Source organism: Enterobacter sp. YSU, from assembly GCF_016082135.1.
In the GTDB taxonomy this organism is placed as follows: domain Bacteria; phylum Pseudomonadota; class Gammaproteobacteria; order Enterobacterales; family Enterobacteriaceae; genus Enterobacter; species Enterobacter hormaechei_C.
In genome coordinates, this window is record NZ_CP059487.1 from 2883292 (window position 1) to 2905996 (window position 22705).

At 60.3% G+C, this 22705-nt stretch carries 10 protein-coding genes; all 10 read right to left on the bottom strand.

Translation table 11 applies throughout. From position 1 onward, the window contains the following. Window positions 1–54 precede the first annotated feature (54 nt). Complete coding sequence (locus H2Z33_RS14040; protein WP_017382757.1) at window positions 55–1254, bottom strand: HlyD family efflux transporter periplasmic adaptor subunit; 1200 nt, start codon at window positions 1252–1254, stop codon at window positions 55–57. Continuing rightward, window positions 1235–3427 (bottom strand): type I secretion system permease/ATPase, encoded by a 2193-nt coding sequence (locus H2Z33_RS14045; RefSeq protein WP_017692801.1) that lies wholly within the window; start codon window positions 3425–3427, stop codon window positions 1235–1237. The genes H2Z33_RS14040 and H2Z33_RS14045 overlap by 20 nt, the downstream gene beginning before the upstream one ends. After that, entirely contained in the window at window positions 3424–4827 is a 1404-nt protein-coding gene (locus tag H2Z33_RS14050) for a TolC family outer membrane protein (RefSeq protein ID WP_023295304.1), read from the bottom strand. The genes H2Z33_RS14045 and H2Z33_RS14050 overlap by 4 nt, the downstream gene beginning before the upstream one ends. A gap of 82 nt (window positions 4828–4909) precedes the next feature. After that, window positions 4910–15571 carry a BapA/Bap/LapF family large adhesin gene (locus H2Z33_RS14055; protein ID WP_114503585.1) on the bottom strand — a complete coding sequence of 3554 codons (10662 nt, stop codon included), beginning with the start codon at window positions 15569–15571 and terminating at the stop codon, window positions 4910–4912. 864 nt (window positions 15572–16435) lie between these two features. Then, on the bottom strand, window positions 16436–17611 hold the full coding sequence (locus H2Z33_RS14060; RefSeq protein ID WP_063134900.1) for a hypothetical protein: 1176 nt from the start codon (window positions 17609–17611) through the stop codon (window positions 16436–16438). A gap of 11 nt (window positions 17612–17622) precedes the next feature. Next, window positions 17623–18414 carry an HpcH/HpaI aldolase family protein gene (locus H2Z33_RS14065; protein WP_023295301.1) on the bottom strand — a complete coding sequence of 264 codons (792 nt, stop codon included), beginning with the start codon at window positions 18412–18414 and terminating at the stop codon, window positions 17623–17625. Then, window positions 18396–19139, bottom strand: coding sequence for an alpha/beta fold hydrolase (locus H2Z33_RS14070; RefSeq protein WP_015571633.1), 744 nt, complete (start codon window positions 19137–19139; stop codon window positions 18396–18398). The genes H2Z33_RS14065 and H2Z33_RS14070 overlap by 19 nt, the downstream gene beginning before the upstream one ends. A gap of 8 nt (window positions 19140–19147) precedes the next feature. Further along, complete coding sequence (locus H2Z33_RS14075) at window positions 19148–19912, bottom strand: SDR family NAD(P)-dependent oxidoreductase (RefSeq protein WP_023304287.1); 765 nt, start codon at window positions 19910–19912, stop codon at window positions 19148–19150. 3 nt (window positions 19913–19915) lie between these two features. Further along, on the bottom strand, window positions 19916–21238 hold the full coding sequence (hisD, locus tag H2Z33_RS14080) for a histidinol dehydrogenase (protein ID WP_017692807.1): 1323 nt from the start codon (window positions 21236–21238) through the stop codon (window positions 19916–19918). Between the two features lie 75 nt (window positions 21239–21313). Continuing rightward, window positions 21314–22552 (bottom strand): MFS transporter, encoded by a 1239-nt coding sequence (locus tag H2Z33_RS14085; RefSeq protein ID WP_023295299.1) that lies wholly within the window; start codon window positions 22550–22552, stop codon window positions 21314–21316. Window positions 22553–22705: the final 153 nt, after the last annotated feature.

Below are 22705 nucleotides of genomic sequence, written 5' to 3' on the forward strand. Positions count from 1 at the left end.
GCGGGCCTGCGAGAATGTAGGCCGGGTAAGGCGCAGCCGCCACCCGGCGTTTGACTACCGCTCCCTCAGCGCCTCCTTTGCCCGGTTAAACGGTTTGATCATATAATCCAGCACCGTTTTCTCACCGGTCTTGATATCCACCGTCGCTATCATCCCTGGCACGATCGAGAAGTGTCTGCCCGCCTTATTCACCAGATAATCCTGGCTGGTACGGATAAACACCCGGTAATAGAACACCTCCGGCTTCGCTTCGTCCTGAATAGTGTCCGGCGAAATGGTCTCCACCACCCCGTGTAGCCCACCGTAAATCGCGTAATCGTAGGCGGTGATTTTCACCAGCGCCTCCTGATTAGGGTGGATAAAGGCGATATCCCGCGGCGAGAGGCGGGTTTCAATCAGCAGGTGGTCGTCCACCGGCACAATTTCCATCAGCTCGCCGTTGGGCGGGATCACACCGCCAATCGTCGTCACTTTGATGTTTTTCACGATCCCGCGCACCGGAGACTTCACCGTCAGACGGGTAACGGAATCCTCGCGGCCTTTCAGGATCGCTGACACCATATCCACCTCGGCGTTGGCCTTCGACAGCGCTTCACGGGCCTGCACGTAATACTGGGAACGCACGTCGGTGAGCTTCAGCTCCAGGTCGCTTTTCTGCCGTTGCAGGCGCAGCACTTCCACGTGGCTGGCGGCCCCGGTTTTCACCAGCCGCTGGGTGATCGCCAGCTCTTTGTTCGCGAGATCTAACGCGGCGCGCAACTCCCGCTGGGTATCCTCAAGCTGGGCGCGGCGCGAGTTGTAGAGCCGCGTTTCAGCGGCGGTCAGGTCGGTCCATTTCGCCAGGGACGGCGGGAATTTGAGCGGCAGATCGTTCACCTCGGCATACAGACGCGCGCTGGAGGCCAGCGATGCCCGGTAACGCGCCGCGCTTTCGCCGACGTTGGATTCCGAGCGGGTAGGATCCAGCCGCGCCAGCACCTGTCCGGCCTGCACCTGATCCCCTTCGTGCACGTTCAGCTCGGTGAGGATGCCCCCATCCAGCGACTGCAATACCTGCTCGCGTGAACTGGGGATCACTTTCCCGGTGCCGGTTGAGACTTCGTCCAGCACCCCGAACCACGCCCAGACGCCAAGCACCACAAACATCAGCAGGGAGAAGAAAACAATGCGCCGGGCACCGGTATAACCGCTTTCGGAGTCGAGCGCGTTATCCAGATCTTCTACTGCGGCAACGTCACGCTGACTGATTTTCATTTTTCCACTCCCGTCCGGTTGCCTGCTGCTGTTGCTGCATACGGCTGTTGTTCAGCGCCTGGGCTTTTGGCGCGTCCATCACCAGCATGCCATCTTTGAGTACCACCACGCGCTCCACCAGCTCCAGCACCGGCACGCGGTGGGTCGCGACAATCAACGTACGGTTGCCAAGCCACGCCCCGAGGCGCTGAATAAATTCCCGCTCGGTATGCTCATCAAGGGAAGCGGTCGGTTCATCCATCAGCACGATATTCGGATCGCGCAGTAGCATCCGTGCCAGCAGGATGGACTGCCGCTGCCCGCCGGACAGCCCGACGCCGTTCTCCATAATCGGGTAATCCAGCCCCTTCGGCAGCTTCTGCACAAAGCTGGCCGCGCCGCACATCTCCAGCACCTCGAAGATCTCTTTATCGGTGGCGCGCGGCATGCCGAGCGTGATGTTCTCGCGCAGGGTGCCGTAAAACAGCCGGGCGTTCTGGGTCATAAAGCCGACGTTTCGCCGCACGTCAGCCACGTCCAGATGCGGCAGGCTGAGGTTGTCGAGCCGCAGTTCACCGCCCGCCAGATCCATCCCGCCTGCCATCGCCTGCAACAGGGTTGATTTGCCCGCGCCGTTGCGCCCGAGGATCGCCACTTTCTCGCCCGCTTTGATCTCCAGACGGTTAATGCGCAGCGCCATACGCGGATCTTCCGGGTGATAGCGAAACTGCGCCTGCTCGAACAGGTAATGTCCGCGCAGCACGTCCTGACGGATCGGCGTCTCTTCGCGCTGATTCTCGGTCGGCAGCTGCATAATGCTGTCCAGCCCCTCTTTGGCCGCCTTCACCTGCTGCCAGCGGGCCAGCACGCCGCACAGCGTCGCCATCGGGGCGATCATCCGTGAGGCGAGCATTGAGGCGGCCACCACTGAACCGGTGGTTAAGGTGCCGTCGATCACCATCGGCGCGCCCACCACGATCACCCCGGCATACACCAGGCTCTGAATGGTCATCCCCCAGCTGATCAGGTTCTGGGTCAGCTCGCGGGTGCGCAGGCCGGATTCGGCGGTGATCTGGATATAGCTGTTCCACTGCTGCAAAAAGCGGTTCTCCGCCTGCATCAGCTTGATGTCCTCCAGCCCCTGCACGCTCTCCACCAGCACCGCGTTGCGCAGGGTCGATTCATGCGCCGACTGCTTCGCCAGCTCCGCCAGCTTCTTTTGCAGCAGCAGGCCGGGCAGGACCATGATCACCGCCGCCACCGGGGCGATCCACGCCAGCTGCGGGGCGATGATCGCCAGCACAATCACAAACAGGATAAAAAACGGCAGATCGACGATGGTGGAGATGGTGGAGGAGGTGACCATCTCGCGGATCTGCTCCAGCTCGCGCAGCTGGGAGATAAAGCTGCCGGTGGATCGCGGAATGGCGCTGTGGCGCAGCCGCAGCGCGTGGCCGAACACCCGATCCGAGACGCGCAGATCCGAGCGTTTACCCAGCAGATCCATAATGTGTCCGCGCGCTACACGCAGCACAAAGCCAAACAGCGTGGCGATCAGCACCCCGATGGTCAGCACATAGAGCGTCGGATAGGACTGGGCGGGGATCACCCGGTCATACACCTGCATGGAAAAGACGATGCCCGAGAGGGAGAGCACGTTAATGAACAGTGCCGCCAGCATCACCCAGCTGTAAGGGCGAAGGTCGCGCATCACCAGCCGGTAGAGCCAGTCCGGGCGGTATTTTGAGATATAGGCATCCACGCGGCTGTCCTTCAGCGCCGCCAGCGGACGCAGGGCGATGACGTGGCGGATGGCAGGCAGCATCGCGCTCATCGACAGGCGGTTGGTGTGCGTGCTGTCGTCGAAAAAGCTGACCTCAAGCGTATCCTCGCCGTCGAAATTGTCGATCACGCCGATTTTACCGTCGTTCAGCTCCACCACCACCGGCAGACGCCAGCTGTTGATGGCGTGCTGATCGGCCGTCAGCAGCTGGAATGTCAGCCCGGCTTCACGGGCGAGCTGCGTCAGCGCGGGCACCATCGGTTTGCCTTTCAGCCACGGCGCGCCGGCGATCAGCGAGCCTGGCGAGCAGGCAACGCGATAGCGCGTCGCCACATAGCCAAACGCCTGCGCCCACTGCTCCAGCGCCTCATCCGTCATATTTTCACCCTGCGGAATATCGCGTTGCTTCATGGCTGGATCTCCACGGTCTGGATGGTGCGGTTTTCAAGATCGAACGCGTGACGCAGGCGCCCGGTGTTGTACAGACAGTTGAGCTGAAGCTGATGCAGCTGTCCGGCGGTTTGCTGTTGGGTAAAGCGCGCCTGATACACCTCCTGCTCGGCGTTGAGCACGTCGAGCAGCGGGCGGGAACCGAGATCGAGATACTGCTGCTGATACAGCTCGCGGGTGCGGGCGCTGAGCGCTTCCTGACGGCCCTGGATCTGAAGCGTGCTCATCAGGCTCATCACCTGGCTGCGCGCTTCCAGCAGTTTTTGCCGCACCTCAAGACGGGTGCGCTGGATGGTGGACTGGGCGGATTCCACCGCGTGTCCGGCGGCGTTACGCCGGGCGGTGAGGCCGCCGCCCTGATAGAGCGGCATCTGCACTTTTACCCACGCGGAGTACTGGGTGCGGTCCCGCGTTTCGTTGCCGGCGTAGCGGTCGTTCAAGTAGTGACGAACTTCCGGCTCCAGCGAAACGGTAGGGGTCATTTGCGCGTTGGCATAGTCGAGATTAGCCTGCGCGACGTTGGCCTGCGCCCAGGCCGCTAATACCGAGGGCACCAGACGATCGTCCGGCTCGGCGATGTCGCAGCTGCGGGCCAGGCTCTGCGGAAAGTCATTGCTGACCGCGTTCAGGCTGTCCCAGCCCAGCAGGCTCATCAGCGTGGCGCGCGAGCTGTCGAGGCTGGCCTGATACTGCATCAGCTGCGCACGCGCCCCTTCGATGCGGGCGTCGGTCTGCACCACGTCAGAGAGTGACGTTGCGCCTTCATCATTACGTTGTTTCGTCAGGGTGCCGATGGAGGACAGGGCATCCAGCTGTTCTTTGGCGGTCTCGACCATCTGCTGCCAGGTCTGCACCTGCACCATGGCGATGGCGGTATCGTGGGCGATGGTGTCGATGCTCACCAGCACGTTGGCCTGCTGCTGGGCGACGCCCGCGTTTTCCGCGCGTACCTGGCTTGCGACTTTGCCGAAGTCGTAAAGCATTTGCGAAAGAGAAAGCACCAGCGAAGGGGTAAAGCCATTATCGTCACCGTCGTGGCTATAGCCGTTATCCATGCCGGCGTTAATTTGCGGATAATATTTCGATTTGGCGACGTCCACATTTTCGCTCTGCTGATAAAGTTTGCCGACGGCTTCACTGATGGCCGGATGCCAGGTCACGGCGCGGTTAACCGCTTCATTCAGCTGTAGCGTGCCGGGGGCGGCTTTGCTGGCTACGGGCGCCACGCGACCATTTAAAGAGGGGAGTTCCTGCGTTTCGCTTAATTGTCCGGTATTAATCATCGCCGCAGGGTTTGCCGCGATAGCGGGCACAGATATCAGGCAGCACGAGAGCCACCAGTAAGGCATCTTCTTTCCCATGTCTTGTCCCTAATAAAAAAGTACTGCTTTTTTGTTTATGCCCGGGCGCTGTGCGCGCCCGGGTCATTTCTTGCAGGTGCTATCAGGTAATGATGTGTTGCTGGTTTACAAGCTCGTCGTAGGTGGTCTGAACGTTGTCCAGCGTAACGAGCGCAGATTTAGTGTAGGCGGCTCCCGTGCCGTCACGGTCGATGGAGATCACAGTATTGTTACCGCTTTGTGAAACAGACACATAGTTCCCCAGCGTCGACGCACTACCGTTCCAGCCCACCAGCAGATCGCCAATGTCGATCTTGTCTCCCTGCGTGAGGGAGAAGTTCGTCCAGTGGTCGCCCGTGCTGTTACCTGCGGTAGCGTTACCCGCCGTATTGTTCAACACCTGATAAATCAGCGTGTCGCCGTAGGCCGTGCCGCTAATCACATCGTTATGCTCCGAACTGACAAATTTCGGCGCCATGTCAATGGTCAGCGACGCGGTATCCGTGGTGCCGCTGGCGTCGGTCAGGGTGTAGTTAAAGACCTCCTTGCTGGTAATGGTAGAGAGCGAGATCCCCGGGTTAAGGGTATAGGTGTAACTGCCGTCAGCGGCAATCGCCAGCGTCCCGTAGTGGCCCGTGATGTTTGACATCGTGCTGCCGGTGTACGGATCCAGCGTGGTGGTAACGCCGTCGTAGCCGGTAATGCTCACGCGGGTATCAACCGAGTGCAGCTGGTCCATCGCCCCTGCGGAGCCGGTGCCGTCGAAGATATTGCCGTCAACGGTGTGGGTGCCCGTCGCGTCGAATTGCGACAGGGAGTAGGTCGTGCCGTTTACGCTTGGGGTAATGGTGATGTTCCCCACGCTCAGCCCCGGTACGCTGCCGGTAAAGTTCAGCGTATAGGTCCCGGCGTTGAGATCCAGCCCGGTCAGCGGAACGTCGATGCTGCCGCCCAGCAGTGAGCCTCCGCTGAAGGAGCCGCTGCGAATCACATTCGTCCCGTCAGTGATTGACCAGTTCACCGTCAGCCCGCCCAGTGCCAGCAGCGAGGCCACGTCAAAGTGCAGCGAGGCGTTATGCAGCGCGGTGTTTGCATCCACCACGAAGGTCCCGCTTCCGCTGCCCTGCGTTGACCCCAACAGGGCGGTAGTCCAGCTGGCGGTGCCGACGGAGGTATCCGTATAGGTTGACGTATGGTGAACCGACGTGACGTCCATCGCGGTGCTGACATCGTTTACCGCATCCATTGGGCGCGCGGTTGGGGTGATGTTCAGCGATGCCGTGTCTTTCGAGCCGTCAGGCGCGGTGATGGTGTAGACGAAGGTATCCGGCGTGCTGATATGGTCCGCCCCGACCCCGCTGTTCAGGGTGTAGGTGTACTCTCCGGCCGCGTTGATCCGCAGCGTACCGTACTCGCCGGTGATCTCCGTCAGACCGCTGCTGTTCACCGCCACGCCGTTAACGTCGGAGACTACGGTACCCGCTGGCGCAATATCATCCGCCAGTACATCCCCGGTCGTGCTCTCGCTCACGCTTGCCACGCTGTAGACATGATCCTGCAAGACGTTCAGCGTGTAGGCCGTCAGCGCGGTGATCCCCGCCGCCGTATTGAGCAGGAACAGGTACTCGCCGGCGGGCAGATTCAGCGTCAGCTGCGAGGAGGTGCCGCCCAGCAGCGGCGCGCGCAGCCAGCCGGGTTCAACGCGCATCTGCTCGAAGGTCTGCGTCGCATTGTTGAACTTATAGATGTAGAGGTCGAACACCGAGGCCAGCGCCACGCCGCCCACGGACGCCTGAACGGTCATGGTGCGGGTGGTGCCTTCTTCCACGTTATAGATGATCGGGTTGGCCAGATCGTCCAGCAGGTTCAGCCCCAGCGTATTGCCAAGGTTGATCCCCACCAGGGTAAAGCCGCCCTGCGACGAGGTGCCGTTGTTGATCGCCTCCACGGTGGTATCGAAGGTCAGCGAGGCGGTATCGTCCACGGCCACGATACCGCTGCTGCTGGTGCCTTCGCCCAGCGACAGAACCAGATTTGCCGAGGCGCTGGTGCCGTTGTGGGTGATGGTGTAGGTAAAGTTCTCCGTGCGCCCAATGACGGCGGCGCTGGTGTTGGTCAGGTTATAGGTATAGCTGCCGTCCAGGTTGATGGTCAGCGTGCCGTACTGCCCCTGAATCACCGTGCCGTCAGCCGTGACGCTGGTGGTGGTGCCCTGGGCGTTGGTGACCGCGGTGACGGTGGTGCCCGCCGGGGCGTTGTCGCTGCCTGCGGTTGGGTCCACGTCGGTGATGACGTTCCCGACAACGCTGGTCTCGCCGGACACGGTGCCTGCGCTGGTCTCTTTCACCGCCACATCGAGGCTGGTGTAAGAGCCGGTTGCCAGCAGGTTAGTGTTGTAGCTCAGGACGCGATACTGACCATCCGCCAGGCCGGTCAGGTTCAGCGACACCCCCGTCGCACCGAGGGTCAGCAGGTCAGCGAACTGCGGCTGTCCGGTGTCGACCACGGTGGTCCAGGTGTTGTTGGCGGCGTCAAAGCGCTGTACCACCAGCTCAAGGGTATTGAGCAGGGAGAGTACGGCCCCCGTGGCGTTGGCGTTCACGGCAATATCCGCACTGCCGCCGCTGCCGACGGTGAAACCTACCTGCGCGGTGTCGTTGCCGAGCAGCGTCAGCACGTTACCTACGGCGCCCACCAGCAGGAAACCATAGTCGCTGTACTGCGAGTTGGTCACCGTTGCGGTGGTTGTCAGCGCCAGCTCTTCAACGTTGGTGCTGGCTGAGAGCGGCACCACCGGCGCAAGGGCTGAGCCGGGCAGCGAGACGTTGCCTGCCGCGTCGGTGGCGGTGATTTGCAGCGTCTGGCCTTCCGTCTGTTTATTGAGGAAGGTGTAGCTCCAGGAGCCGTTGCTGTCTGCCGTGGCGGTGACCGTTGAGTTATCCGCCAGACGGATGGTGACGGTACTGCCCGCTTCGGCGCTACCGGTCAGTACGCTGCCGTCTGCGTTGAAGGTCCCGGTCGGGGCCGTTGGCGCAGTGAGATCGACAATGACGGTGGTCGAGGTGGAAATCGGGCTGGTGCCCGAGCCGTTGCTCGCCGTGGCGGTGAAGGCATGCGGCCCTTCGCTCAGCACCGGCGTGGTGAAGCTCCAGTTGCCGCTGGCATTTGCGGTGACCGTGCCCATCAGCACCCCGTTGTTATAGAGGGTGATAGTCGCGTTTGGCTGCGCCGTGCCGCTCAGGGTTGGCGTGGTGTCATCGGTGGTTTTCCCGTTGGTCAGGTTGCCCGTCACCGTGCCGACGTTATCGTCGATGTTAGCGATAACCGGCGCGTTCGGGATCGTGGTGATCGGAGCAATCACGGAGGTGGTGATACCTGCGTTACCGGCCTTATCGGTAGCAAAGACAATCAGTGACTCCCCGCCGGTCTGTGGAGGGGTGAGGGTGGCGCTGAAGTTTCCGCTGCCGTCCGCGACGGCGGTACCAAGCACGGTTCCGGTGCTGCTGGTAATGGTGACGGTACTTCCTGCTTCCGCCGTACCGGTAACCTGCGTCCCGTTGGTGATCACCGCCAGCCCGGTTGGGGCTGCTGGCGGCGTCAGGTCAACGTTGATCGTGATAATCGGCGATGGCGCGCTGGTATTGCCCGCGGCATCGGTGGCGGTGGCGGTGAAGTTATGCGCGCCTTCGGTCAGCGTGGTGCTGGTTTGCGGCAGCGTCCAGTTGCCGTTGGCATCGGCAGTGACGGTTCCCACCAGCGTTGTGCCGTCGTAAATACGTACGGTGGCATTGGCTTCCGCCGTACCGTTTAAGGTCGGACGGGTGTCGTTGGTTGGGTTGGTGCCGGTGACAGGGCCGGTGACGGTTCCCACATCATCCACAATCGAGGTGATTGCCGGTGCGACAGGGGCGGTGGCATCCACATTGATGGTGTAACCCCCGGTCTGCGCGCTGGCGTTGCCCACGGCGTCGGTGGCGGAGAAGGTCAGATTATGCGGCCCGTCAGCCAGCGGGGTGGACGGCGTAAAGCTCCACGCGCCGCCGGTGGCGACCGCGGTGCCAATCTGTACCCCATTGTCATAGATGGTTACCGTCGCGCCGGCTTCTGCCGTACCGGTGAGCGTTGGACGTGCATCGTTGGTTAACCCGCCGTTGGCGACAGGCGTCGCAGCATTACCGACGTCGTCGGTGATGCTGGTCAGCACCGGTAGCGCTGGCGGCGTAGTGTCAATGGTCAGGCTGAAGTCGGCGGACGGCGCGCCGGTGTTCCCCGCCTGATCCGTTGCTTCTGCGGTAAAGGTGTGTGACCCGGTGCCCAGCGGCACGGTGATATCCACGGTCCAGTTGCCGTTAGCATCGGCAGTACCGGTGCCCACCAGCGTAGTGCCTTCGTAGATATTCACGGTGGCCAGCGGCTCGCTGGTCCCCACCAGGCGCGGGAGAGGATCGTTCGTGGTCTGGCCGGAGCCAATCGCCCCGGTGATGGTGCCAACATCGTCAATCGCCTGGGTGATAACCGGCGCGGCAGGCGCAGTCGTATCCACAACCAGCGTAAAGCCTGGTGAGGCAGGGCTGACGTTGCCCGCGGCATCGGTTGCCGTGGCGGTCCAGGTGTGGCTGCCGTTTGCCAGCGTGCCGGTGGTGAAGCTCCATACGCCGTTGGCATCCGCCACGGCGGTGCCCACCTGCTGACCATTCTCATAGATGGTGATGGTCGCGTTGGCTGCCGCGGTGCCGTTCAGCGTTGGCGTGGTGTCGTCTGTGCTTTGTCCCGAGGCGACCGGGCCCAGCACGGGACCGGCATTGTCGGTGGCAGGGGTAAAGACCGGTGCGTCGGGCACCGACGTATCCACCGTCAGGTTGAACGGTGGCGAGGTGACCCCGGTATTGCCTGCGGCATCGGTGGCGTTGAAGGTAATGGTATGCGGCCCTTCACCCAGCGCGGTGGTCGGCGTGAAGGTCCAGTTACCCTGGGCGTTGACGACCGCCGTGCCGATTTCCACATCATCGACAATAACGTGCACCGTTGCGCCCACTTCCCCCGTACCGTTGAAGGTTGGACGGGTGTCGTTGGTGGAACCGTTGCTGGCGATGATTCCCGTTCCCGGGCTGACATCGTCTATCACCGTGGTAACCACCGGGGCCGCAGGGCCAGTGGTATCCACCGTAAAGGCGAATACTGGCGAGTTGGCGGAGACGTTTCCGACATCATCGCTGGCGTTGACGCGCAGGTTATACGTCCCGTCCGTCAGAACCGGATCCGGCGTAAAGGTCCAGTTACCGTTGCCGTCGACCGTAGTGGTACCAATCTCCACGCCGTTATTCAGAACGTGAATGGTGGTACCCGCCTGGCCGGTGCCGCTCAGGGTTGGTGTGGTGTCATTGGTGACCTGCCCGGCGGTAAGCGGGCCGGTTACGCCACCCGGAGCGTTGTCGCTGACCGTATCGATCGTCGGCACCTGTGGCGCCGTCAGATCGATATTGATGCTCCAGACGCCGGACGGCTGGCTGACGTTGCCCTGCGGATCCGTCGCTCTGACCGTAAAGTCATGCGTTCCTTCCCCGAGGGCGGTTTCAGGGGTAAATGCCCAGGCGCCGGTACCGTCTGCCGACACCGTACCAATCTGCGTGGCGCCATCAAAAATGGCGACGACGCTGTTCGGCTCGGCGGTACCGGTCAGGGTTGGCGTGGTGTCGTTGGTTGGATCGCCGCTTGGGACAGGCGTTGCCGCATTGCCTGCGTTATCCGTCACGCTGGTAATCACCGGCGTGGTGGAGACGGTGTCGACCACAATGGTGATCCCGGCCGACGGGGTGCTCTCATTGCCTGCCGGGTCGGTGGCGGTCACGGTCAGGGTGTGGCTGCCGTCGTCCAGCGCAGGCGGCGTGTAGCTCCAGGTGCCGGTCGGACCGACAACAACGGTGCCCAGCGGGTCGCCGTCATCGTACACCGTAATAGTGTCCCCGGCCGTGCCTGTCCCGGTCAGGGTAGGACGGTTGTCATTGGTACTCTGCCCGTCGGCGATTGGGCCGGTGATCGGACCTACGTCATCAGTCACCGCACCGATGGCTGGCGCTGTCGGTGCGGTAAGGTCGACGGTCACGGTCGCGATCGGCGACTGTCCGCTGGTCTCGCCGGTGGTGGTATTCGTGGCGGTCACGGCAAAGGTGTGTGGCCCTTCCGTCAGCGGCAACAGCGGCGTGTAGCTCCAGTTGCCGTTGGTATCCGCAACGACAGTGGTCACCGGAAGCAGCGATCCATCCTGATAAATGGCGATCACGCTGCCCGGATCGGCGGTGCCGGTAAGGGTAGGCGTGACGTCATTGGTGGTTTTATCTTTCACATCACCCGTGACGGGATCGACGTCATCGTTGATCGCCGTAATCACCGGTACCGCAGGCAGCTCGAGCGGAGAGTCCGGCACGTCAAAGGTGGTTGACGGGCTGGCATTGCCTGCGGGGTCCGTGGCGGTGAGCGTCAGCGTCGCGGCATCCAACTGGGCCGGGGAGAGGGCAATGGAGAAGGTGCCTTCCGTCGCGACCCCGGTCCCAATGACATTGCCGTTGGCGTCACGAACCGTCACCGTGGTTCCGTCATCTGCCGTCCCGGTCAGCGGGGTGCCCTCCGCGGCAATGGTGATATTCGTTGGCGTTGCAGGCGGCAGGGTATCCACCGTCACGCTGAGATCGCCGGAGCTGGCGGAGGTATTCCCCGCCGCGTCACTCGCGGCCACTGAGAAGGTATGCGGCCCCTCGGTAAGCGCAGGGTCGGCGGTCCAGGACCATGTCCCGTTCGGCTGAACCTCCACGACCACCGGCGAGGCGACACCATCAACAGAAACGGTGACGCTCGAACCCGGCTCGCCAATCCCGGTGAGGGTTGGCGTACCGTCGCGGGTGTAAAGCACGCTGTTGGTCAGCTGGCTGTCAGAGACGGCGTCAATTTGCGGCACGGTTGGCGCCTGCGTATCAACCTCCACCGTAAAGACCGGGCTTACCGGGCTAACGTTACCGGCATCGTCCACCGCGGCGACGGTGATATTCAGCGGGCCGTCGGTCTGCGTCGGCAGGGTATAGGACCATCCGCCATTGACGACTTCAACGCGATCCACTTCCACGCCGTTGTTGTAGATGATCACCGTCTCGCCGGTGGTGCCGGTTCCGCTCAGGGTCGGTGTGGTGTCGTTAGTGGACCCGCCGTTCTGCGCGCCGGCGATGTCGCTGATAACAGGGGTGTCCGGGGCGAGGGTATCGACCGTTATCGTGATACCGGCTGATGGCACAGATTCGTTCCCGGCTTCATCGGTGGCGGTCGCCGTGTATTCGTGCGTCCCTTCGCCAATGTTGTCCTCAGGACGCCAGCTCCAGTTACCGTTACCGTCCACCGTAACGCTGCCCACGGCCTGCGGCTCGCCTGTACCCACCTGGTCATAGATGGTAATGACGTCATTCGGCGTACCGGTGCCGCTCAGGACCGGACGCGGATCGTTGGTGGATTCGCCATCCAGCACGGGGCCGGTGATCTGGCTTACGCTGTCTGTCACCGTTGGGGTTCCCGGCTGGGCAGGCGCGTCGGTATCAATGGTAATGGTCACCGGCGTGGACGGGGCGCTTTCGTTCCCGGCGCTGTCCTGGTTGGTCACCGTCAGGGAGAGATCGTAGGTGCCGTCAGGCAGCGGAGTGGTGGGTGTCCAGCTCCAGTTACCGTCGCCATCGATCTCGGCTTCACCAATTTTGGTGGCGCCATCGTAAATGTTGACGGTATCGCCCGGCGTGCCCGAGCCGCTCAGGGTTGGCGTGGTATCCCGGGTGGTCTCCCCAGGATTCAGGGCCGTCCCCGGCGTGCCGCCGTCCGGGTTGACGGTGATCTCAGGAATATCCGGCGTTGCAGGCGCGGTGGTGTCGATCGCCAGTTCAAACGGCGGCGAAATGGTGGTGTTACCCGCCTCATCCGTTGCGTGGACCGTCAGCGAGTGCGAGCCGTCCGTCAGCGGCGTGGTTGGCGTAAAGCTCCAGCCACCGCTGCCGTCGAGCACCGCCGTGCCGAGCAGGGTGGTTCCGTCATAGATCGTGATGGTGGTGCCGTCCGGTGCGGTTCCCTGCAACTGCGGCAGCGTGTCGTCGGTGGTGTCCCCGCTGTTAAGCGGAAGCTGCACGGGCCCCACGTTATCGGAAACGGTGTCAATGGTGGCCGCCGGTGGCGGAGTCGTATCGACGGTAAAGGTAAAGCCGGCTGATGGTGCGCTGGCGTTACCGGCCGCATCGCTCGCGACGACGGTGAACGTATGCTGCCCGTTCACTAATGGGGTAGTAGGCGTGAAGGTCCATGCGCCACCGCTGTTGACAACGGCAGTACCAATATCCTGTCCGTCCAGACGGATCGTCACGGTGGAGCCCGGCTCGCCGGTACCGTTCAGCGTCGGGAGCGTGTCGTTGGTGGTTTCATTGGTGTCGAGCGCACCCGTGCGGCCCGGTACGTCATCAATGACCTGCGTAATGGCCGGCGCGCCCGGGGCGGCGGTATCCACCGTGATGCTCCAGGTGTTCGATGTCCCGCTGAGGTTATTGTTGGCGTCAACCGCCGTCGCCGTCAGTACGTGCCCGCCGTCCGGTAGCGCGGTTTCCAGCGTGATGGACCACTGACCGTTCGCCGACACGACTGCGGTGCCAATTTCGGTAGTACCGCTGTAGAGGGTGATGGTGGTGCCAGGCTCGCCCGTTCCGTTGATGGTTGGCGTGCTGTCGTTGGTGAGACCGTTCTGGCTGACAGGACCGGTGACGCCGGGGGCATCATCCACCACGCCCGTGATGACCGGGGTTTGTGCCGCGGTGATGTCCGGCGCGTCAAACGGCGCGGTCGGACCGGTGTTTCCGGCGGTATCAGTGGCATCGGCGGTCAGGGCTTCGCCGTTGGCTTTCGGCGGGATCAGATCTACGCTGAAATTCCCCTGATCGACGGCGACCGCTTCCCCGACCTTCACGCCATTTTCACGAATGGTGACGGTACTGCCCGGCTCGGCTGTACCGGTTACGGTGGTGCCGTCGGCAGAGATCACCACGTTTTCCGGCGCCAGCGGTGGCGTAAGATCGACGGTAAAGTTGATCGGCTGAGACAGACCGCTCTGGTTGCCTGCCGCATCAGTTTCCCGCAGGGTAATCGAGTGTGCGCCTTCTGCCAGTGGATTCGTCGGCGTGATGCTCCAGGTACCGTTCGGCAGAACGGTGGTGGTGCCGATAACAACGCCGTTATCGTAAACCGTGATCGTGCTGCCCGGTTCGCCTCTGCCCGTCAGGCGCGGCTCTGAGGCATCGGTAAACTGCCCGGCACCGATCGCCCCTTTCAGTACGCCCGTGTCGTCGTTAATGATAAATCCGGAAGGCGTTTGCGGCGCGGTGACATCTACCGTGACGGTAAAGACCGGCGAGGCCAGGCCGGTGTTACCGGCGACGTCGGTGGCGCGCACGGTAAGCTGGTGGCTGCCTTCGCTCAGGTTCACCGACGGCGTAAAGCTCCAGCTTCCGTTACTGCCCACAACCGCTGTGCCAATGGCAATGCCGTTATCATAGATGGTGACCGTCGAGCCCGCTTCCGCCGTGCCGGTGAGCTGTGGCCGCGGGTCGTTGGTGCTGCTTCCACTCCCGAGCGTGCCGGTGCCAGGCGCAACATCATCGGTGATGCTGACGATCGCTGGCGCGCCAGGCGCGACGGTATCGACCACGAAGGTTACCGCCGTGGATGCCGGGCTGGTATTGCCTGCGGCATCGGTCGCGGTGGTGGTAATGGCGTGGTTGCCTTCAGACAGGTTGGTCGACGGGGTAAAGCTCCATTTCCCGGTGGCATCGGCTGTGGCGGTGCCAATCGGTTTCCCGTTGTCATAGAAGGTAATGACGGTGCCGGCTTCACTGATGCCGCTGAACGTCGGACGCGCATCGTCCGTGCGTTGTCCGTTGCTCAGCGGGCCTGTTTCGGCGCCCACGTTATCATTGACGGTGACAATCTCGGGTGCATCCGGCGCGGTTAAATCCGGTGCCGTAACCTGACCGCCCTGGCTGGTATTGCCGGACGGATCGGTGGCGGTGGCGGTGATCTGTTCCCCGTTGGTGAGTGGCGTACCGAGATCAATCGTAAATTTCCCGTCGCTGCCCGCTTTGCCCGTTCCGATGGTGTTGCCATCGGCATCTTTCAGGGTAATCGTGCTGCCCGGCTCAGCGGTACCGGTAACGGTTTTGCCGTCAGGTGAGACCTGTAGATTGGTGGGGGCATCCGGAGGCGTGGTATCTGGCTCGGAAGGATTTCCCGGATTGCCGGGATTCGGACTGTTGTTATCGTCATCCCCGCCACCTCCACCGCCGGTTCCCGCCGCAATGGCAATCCCACCTGCGACGGCCAGGCCACCCAGCACCCAGGGCCACGCTGCGGCGCCGCCGGTATCACTCCCTGACGCCGCCAGTAGGGCGTCCGTGGAGGCGATGGATTCATAGGTGGCGGCACCGGTTGGATCTTCAATCCACCACAGCGCACCGTCGCTCTCCTCAAGCACCAGCTGGCTCACGCCCTGCGCGTCGGTGCCGTAGAAATTCTTGAGGGTAATCACTTCGCCCGAGTGGAGGGTAATCACCAGATCGTTTCCGCTGCGGGAGTAACCTGAGATATCGGCGCGATCCACGTTAAGTTTAACAATAGACGAATGGCCGAGTGTTACCTGTGTTCCCTCCGTGGTCGTTTCCACGCCAGTTAGTTTCGATATAACAGATATTTGGCTCATACAGTTATTACTCCAGCAGAGTTATTGTTTACGGCGTGTCAGACGTGGCCATATTTTCTGGAGGGATGAGGGCGCTCCCGGCGAAAATACTGTGAATAAAACAGTATTTACCGTTGCTTTCTTTAGAGCGACCGAGACCCGCCAGCAATCAACGTGGCAACATCAGGGCGAAGCTAATTATTTACATGAGTAACTGTTATTTATTTATATTTTCGTAATTTATAAACCTTATTATTTGTGCAGGTATTATTTGTTTTGCTGTAAAAATGATATAGCTATAAATATCTGAATGTGCAAATTAAGTGTCTGTAAACCCTGCACTGTGATTGCAGAGAAAATTAATTGATAGCGCGAATATATTTTGTTGGCTATGCGGGCCGCGCCACAGAGGCGTTGGCGTACAGGCGGTCGGGATTAGGTAGTGGAAGAAATGAGAGGGGGATAATACTGAATACATAGGCTTTATTTATAATTACAGCGAATATTAATGACTGCTTAATAATGATTTAAGTTAGGGTGAATCATCTGCTGTATGATATATTTCAAAGAATTGCATTAATGAAATATATTTTCGGTTTGGGTTTGGATTCTGCTACGCATAAAAATAAACTGTCGACTTCACATATTTCATAAATAAAAAGGCCGCAAATGTGGCCTTTCTGAGGGGGGAGGTTTAGCCGAAAGAGATAATCCCCATTTCAATCAGTGCGGCGAGCGTCAGAAGAATAAAGAGGATAACGACTATGGGTCTGTACATTTGATTTTCCATCCATGTTTATCATGCAATCCGTTTTATGTGCATCATTATTGATGATGGTGCAGGCGATCCCTGCCCCCCTATTTTGCGCCACTTTGCCGTAAAAATCAGTTAGCTGCTGGCACTTTTTCTACTTTTTCTCCGGCCCGACGGGCCGTGGCTGGCAGGATGTCGGCATCCGCCACGTAGCCATCAGGATCGAGACAGCGATTGTGTTCTCTCGCCTGGTGCAGGATCGCTTCGTCCCAGTACAGGCGCTTACGCTGATCGCCCCGGGTCGTCAGAATAAACTCCACATTGCCATCAACCGCGCGGTAGCGGCGCCAGCTGTTTGCCGGAATGGAGATCACCGAACGTTCCGGGGCGATAATGCTGACTTCCTTACCCGCCTCGTTCCAGGTCACCTCCAGCTGGCCTTTAAAGACCATGATCACCTGAATATCCGGGCAGAGATGGCGACCGACAATGTGGTCGTCAGCAAGCCGCAGCCATTCGACGGAAAAACCGTGCGGGCTCAGGATAGCGGGAGCGGAATCCCGATCCTGTGAAATGCCGAAACCGATAACCGGCGCAATTTCGCCGCCGTGTCCCGGCAGCACCGAGTCCAGCAGTCCCTGCGCTGACCAGCAGCGATCATCGCCGGTTACCGCACGCTGGCGCATCTCCTCAACGCTGTAGTCACGCAGACCGGCAATATATTGCTCTGACAGCGGCGTCAGCAGCGTGGCGGGATCGGGCGTTGGTTCACCTGCCTCCTGCGCAATCAGCATATTATCCTTGCTGAGATACATACCGTACTCGCTGGCGGCCGCCAGCACTGACGGGTGCCAGATGATGCCGCCCGTGTTGTCCCCGCCGAGCACGGTAAATACCATGCCGCAGGTATCTTCTTTACTGACGTTGGTGAAACCGCGGAAGATCCAGGTCGGTATTGAGAGGATGGTGGGCGCGTTAAATTCCGCTTCATGCTCGCCGTTGGCGCCCCAGCGAAAACGCCATGTCCCTTCATGGATCAGGAACACTTCTGCGGTGAAATGCAGATGCAGGTTATTGGTTACCCCTTTCGGCATAGCCGCCGCGCCAATGTTAAAGCCGTGCGGCTCGGGGATATTAACAATCTGCTCGCTGGACTGAGTTACACCCGGGCCGATGAAGGAATAGTTTTGTTTGAGATGCGAACCGGGCAGCTTGCAATCAATAAAAGCAAGATTGCAGGAAACCATATCGTCGGGGGCGATTAACCGTGTTCGTGCCTGGCTCTGGCTAAGATGGATAGTTTTCATCATTTCTCCTTTTAATACCCGGATGCACCGGTGGTAGGGATGGCGTTGCCGCGGGCGAGGGCAATTGCTTCACGTGAGGCGCGACCCAGCTGCATAACGTCGTTTGCAGGGGTAACAAACTGGAAACCCTGCGCAATACGCGCTGCGGCGGCCGCGCCGGAAGTGCAGAAAATACCGGCAATCTTCTGCTGCTGGCGGCAGCAGTGAATCACCCGCTCAATAGCAGCAAGCATTTCGGGATGTTGGGATTCGGCGCTGGCGCTGCCGGTCAGCGTCAGCGAGAGATCGTTGGGGCCAATAAACACACCGTCTAGTCCTTCGGTATCAAGGATGGCGTCAAGATCCGCCAGCCCTTCGCGGGTTTCGATCATTGCCAGCGTCAGGATCTCGTCGTTAGCGTGCTGTGGATAATCACTGCCGCCGTAGAGTAGACCTCTGGCCGGACCAAAGGAGCGAACACCCAGCGGTGGATAGCGACAGGCAGCGACAAAACGGCGAGCCTGTTCCGCGCTGGAGATCATCGGACAGATTACGCCATACGCGCCGGCGTCTAATACGCGCATGATTTGCGCCGGATCGTTATCTGCCACCCTCACCAGCGGCACGGCAGGCGTGCTCGATAGCGCCTGTAGCATCGACAACGCGCTGGCAAAATCAATCATGCCGTGCTGCAAATCGACGGTGACGGCGTCGTAACCCTGATGGCCCATAATTTCCGCGCTATACCCGGACGGGATCGCCAGCCAGCCGTTAACGATCGGGGTATTTTCCAGAAATGCGGTCTTTAAACTGTTTTTGCGCACTGTATGCACTCCGTTATCCACTGACGCAGCAGCGGCGCGATCTCATCCGGGGTTTCCAGCGGAATAAAATGCCCGCCAGCCTCCACCGTATGCCTGGTCACGTTCGCGTTGCCTGCTGCCAGTAGCTGATGATGATGGGGCGTGCAGATAACGTCCTGCGCGCCGTTTAGAAGTAATGTGGGGCAGGAGAGGGCGTTAAACGCAGCCCGGTTGTCCTGCCGGTGAATGGCCATTTCCGTTTGCTCCGCAAAGGTCTCAATGCCGCACTCTTGCGCCATTCGGCAAATAGTCTCTTGCAGGATCCGATCGGACAGACGTGACGGGGCGACATAGCTCTGCCACAGCGACGAGACCAGCCAGTCGGCCAGGCCCCGCGCCTGTGCGGTGTGTACCGCTTCCCGGCGTGAAGCAAGGGTGTCTGGCGCAACGGGCAACGGATTAACGGAAATCAGCGTCAGCCCGTTCACTCTTTCTGGCGCGTCGGCGGCCATTTGCAGCGCGACAATCGCGCCGAGCGAAAAGCCCGCCAGCAGAAAGCGCGGTGGCAGAACCTTTAACAACCGCCGTGACGCCTGCGGCGCGGACTCTGCGCCCGTCAGCGTGATGCACAGCACCGCTGAGACGTTCAGCCGTTCAATGACGGGCTGCCAGAGCCGGGCGTTACAGAGCGTGCCGCCAAGCAGCACCAGCGGCAGATCGGTATTGTCCAGAAGCGGATATTCCATTGCATCCCTCACGTAGCCGTCCAGCCGCCGTCAACCATCAGGGCGCTGCCGGTGATCAGCCCGGCGGCCTCAGAGGCGAGGAACACTACCGGCCCCATAATGTCCTCCAGCCTGCCTGGCCGGCGCAGTTTGATGTTGTCCAGCACATAGCGGCGAAATGCCGGGTCGGCGAGCGACGAACGCGTCAGGTCGGTTTCAATGAAGGTCGGGCACAGCGTATTGACACGGATCCCCGCATCGCCCAGCTCCAGCGCCATCGTTCGGGTTAACCCTTCAAGCGCGAATTTGGAGGCACAGTACACGCTACGCTCGGGGCCACCAACGTGTCCCATTTGCGATGAGATGTGAATAATCGATCCCCCCTTACCGTCCGCCCGCATTCTGCGCGCCACATGCTGGCTGATAAAAAAGGTGGCGCGCAGGTTAAGCGCCATCACCGCATCGAAATTTTCCTCGTTCACCTCAAGAAACGGCTGGTGGCGGGCCAGCCCGGCACTGTTCACCAGAATGTCGGGCGTGGGCAACGTCGCCAGCACACGCGCCACCTCCTGAGTGTCGGTAATATCCAGTTCCAGCGGGTGAAATGCGAGACTGTGTTCCGCTGCCAGACCTGTGGCATGCGCCAGCGCCTCGCGGCCCCGGGCGGCGATCCATACCTCTGCTCCCGCCTGTGCGAGGGCGACGGCGGCGGCGAAGCCAATCCCTCTTGACCCGCCGGTCACCAGCGCGCGTTTGCCGTGCAGGGTGAAAGAGGGCGTTTGCAAAAGCGTCATGGCTTACACCTTTTCCCTGACCGGGGCCGGTGTGGCGTAGGGAACTTCCGTCTGGCCATAACGGCGCACGCGAATATTGGCCTGCTCGGCATGTCCGGCGAACCCTTCCAGCAGCGACAGACGGGAACAATAGCTGCCGATTTCGGCAGTGGCTTCGTCGCTGAGGACTTTCTGGAAGGTGCAGGTTTTCATGAACTTCCCCACCCACAGGCCGCCGGTATAACGTGCGGCTTTCTGCGTGGGCAGGGTGTGGTTGGTGCCGATCACCTTATCGCCGTAGGCCACGTTAGTACGCGGTCCAAGGAACAGCGCGCCGTAATTGGTCAGGTTAGCCAGGAACCAGTCGTCCCGGTCGGTCATCACCTGAACATGTTCGGAAGCGATACGATCTGCCTCCAGCAGCATCTCTTCGTGGCTGTCGCAGACGATGATTTCCCCGTAGTCCTGCCACGACTGGCGGGCAATGTCGGCGGTAGGGAGCTTTTCCAGCAGCCGTTCCACTTCGCTGAGCGTCTCTTTGGCAAGTTGAAGCGAGTTCGTCAGCAGGATGGCAGGGGTGGTGACGCCGTGTTCGGCCTGGCCCAGCAGGTCCGTGGCGCACATTTCCGCGTCAACAGTGTCATCGGCAATCACCAGCGTTTCCGTCGGACCGGCAAACAGATCGATACCTACCCGGCCGAACAGCTGGCGTTTGGCCTCCGCGACGAAGGCGTTACCGGGCCCGACCAGCATGTCGACCGGTGCCAGCGAGTCCGTGCCCAGCGCCATGGCGCCTATCGCCTGAATGCCGCCAAGGGCATAGATTTCCGTTGCGCCAGCCATTTTTTGCGCCGCGACAATCGCCGGGGCGGGCTGACCGTTAAACGGCGGGGCACAGCTGATGATTCTTGAACACCCCGCCACGCTGGCAGTGATGATCGACATGTGCGCGGAGGCGAGCAGGGGATATTTTCCGCCAGGCACGTAACATCCTACGGCGTTAATCGGAATATTTTTATGTCCGAGGATCACCCCGGGACGCGTTTCAATTTCCAGGTCCCGCAGACATTCTTTCTGCGCGCGGGCAAAATTCGCCACCTGCTGTTGGGCAAATTCAATATCCTGAATATCCTGGCGGCTTAACTGTTTTATGCAGCGGTCAATCTCCGCGGACGTCAGACGATAATCCTGACGGTCATAACGATCGAATTTAATGGATAATTCGCGAATGGCTTTATTTCCGCGTTTTTCAATATCCGCAAGTATTTGTTCAACCGTTTCTCTTATTTGCTGGTTGGCTTGCTGGCGCTCTTCGGTAGATTTACCGGTTTTTAATTTCCAGGACACTCGCTTCTCCTTACCTTTTTCAGATGTCAGTTATCCTCCCGGCGAGCCGGGAAAGGGGGTTTACTTCAGAAAGAGTTATTGATCCGGCGCGGCAGCGTACGCACCGTTTTTTAATAATTGGGCTGAGGTTTGCGTTTTACGGGCATATACCCATCGAGCGGACAGCGGCGTGGCAATAGCGGCCACAACGGAAAGGGCGGCAATCAATATATAACCGGACGACAGGTTAATATGTTGCATCATTACTCCCATCATTACCGGCCCGACAAACATGCCGCAGGAATAAATGGTCTGGAATAGTCCCATTCGCGTGGATTGTTCATCAGACGAGGTATTCACTACGCTGAGCGACATGAATGCGGCAAAGGCCATACCGAACGAGAACCCCGCCAGCGCCTGCCACAGGTAAATCACATAGATATTGCTGGTAAAGGGAATGCCGAAAGTGGAAATCACCTGTAAAACGATGCCGAGCACGGCGGTTTTTACCAGCCCAAGGCGCTGATAAAACACCGAGCTGCACAGGGCGATGGCCAGCCCGTAAAAAAGAAGGTGAATGTTACCCAGCAGCGCGAGGATCCCCGCCCGGGCGCCAAGCTGCTCGGCATAGACCGGCGTCAGCGTGTCGCGGGTGGCGAAGGGCACCAGAATGACGACGGTCGCCAGGATGCCAATCAGCCAGACGGAACGGTCGGCCAGCTGCTGGCGCGCGCCGGTAATGCAGGCTTTAAGCGTGGGGGCCTGAACCGGGTCGTGCACGTCCTGAATGCGGGTCGTCAGGAATAACGCCACCAGGGCGGAGATGCAGGAGACAAAAAAGGCGATGTTATTGGCGAAATAGTGAATCAGCACCGCGCCAATACAGTTACCGAGAAACACGCCGATGGGCCCTGCCAGCGCCAGCAGCGCGACGGCGGCAGGCGCTTCGTTGCGACCGAAGTAACGCATGAACAGGATGTTGTACAGCACCCAGGTCGCCGCCGTGACACCGTCTGCCGCTTTCGCCAGATACAGCGTAATGGCGTTGGGTTCAAGCCAGGCAATCGGCCAGGCGATAATTGGCAGCAGCAGGCCAATCTGGATGAAGATCCTGCGGCTTTTAACCACGTCGGAAATAATGCCTAACGGGAAGCGTATCAGAAGGGTTGCCAGACCGGACGCGCCCATGATGATGCCCATGATCTGTGGCTCAATGCCCTGGTTGATCATCATGGGGGCCAGGAATGCATCAATGCTATGAATGCAGATAAAGAACAGGATGCTGATGATGAAAAAGAGCCGGGCTTCCCGACGGCGTAACAGTGCTTGAAACATGGTTTTGAACCTCTTAAGAATTAATGGGTTATAACCAGTCAGGGACGACGTTTACCGGTTCAATCCTTTGGGCGACTCCTGTTCTCTCCGGTACCATTGACGGTATGAAAACTCTTTGCATACGTATTCAAGATTTGAAGTTACGAAAAGGTT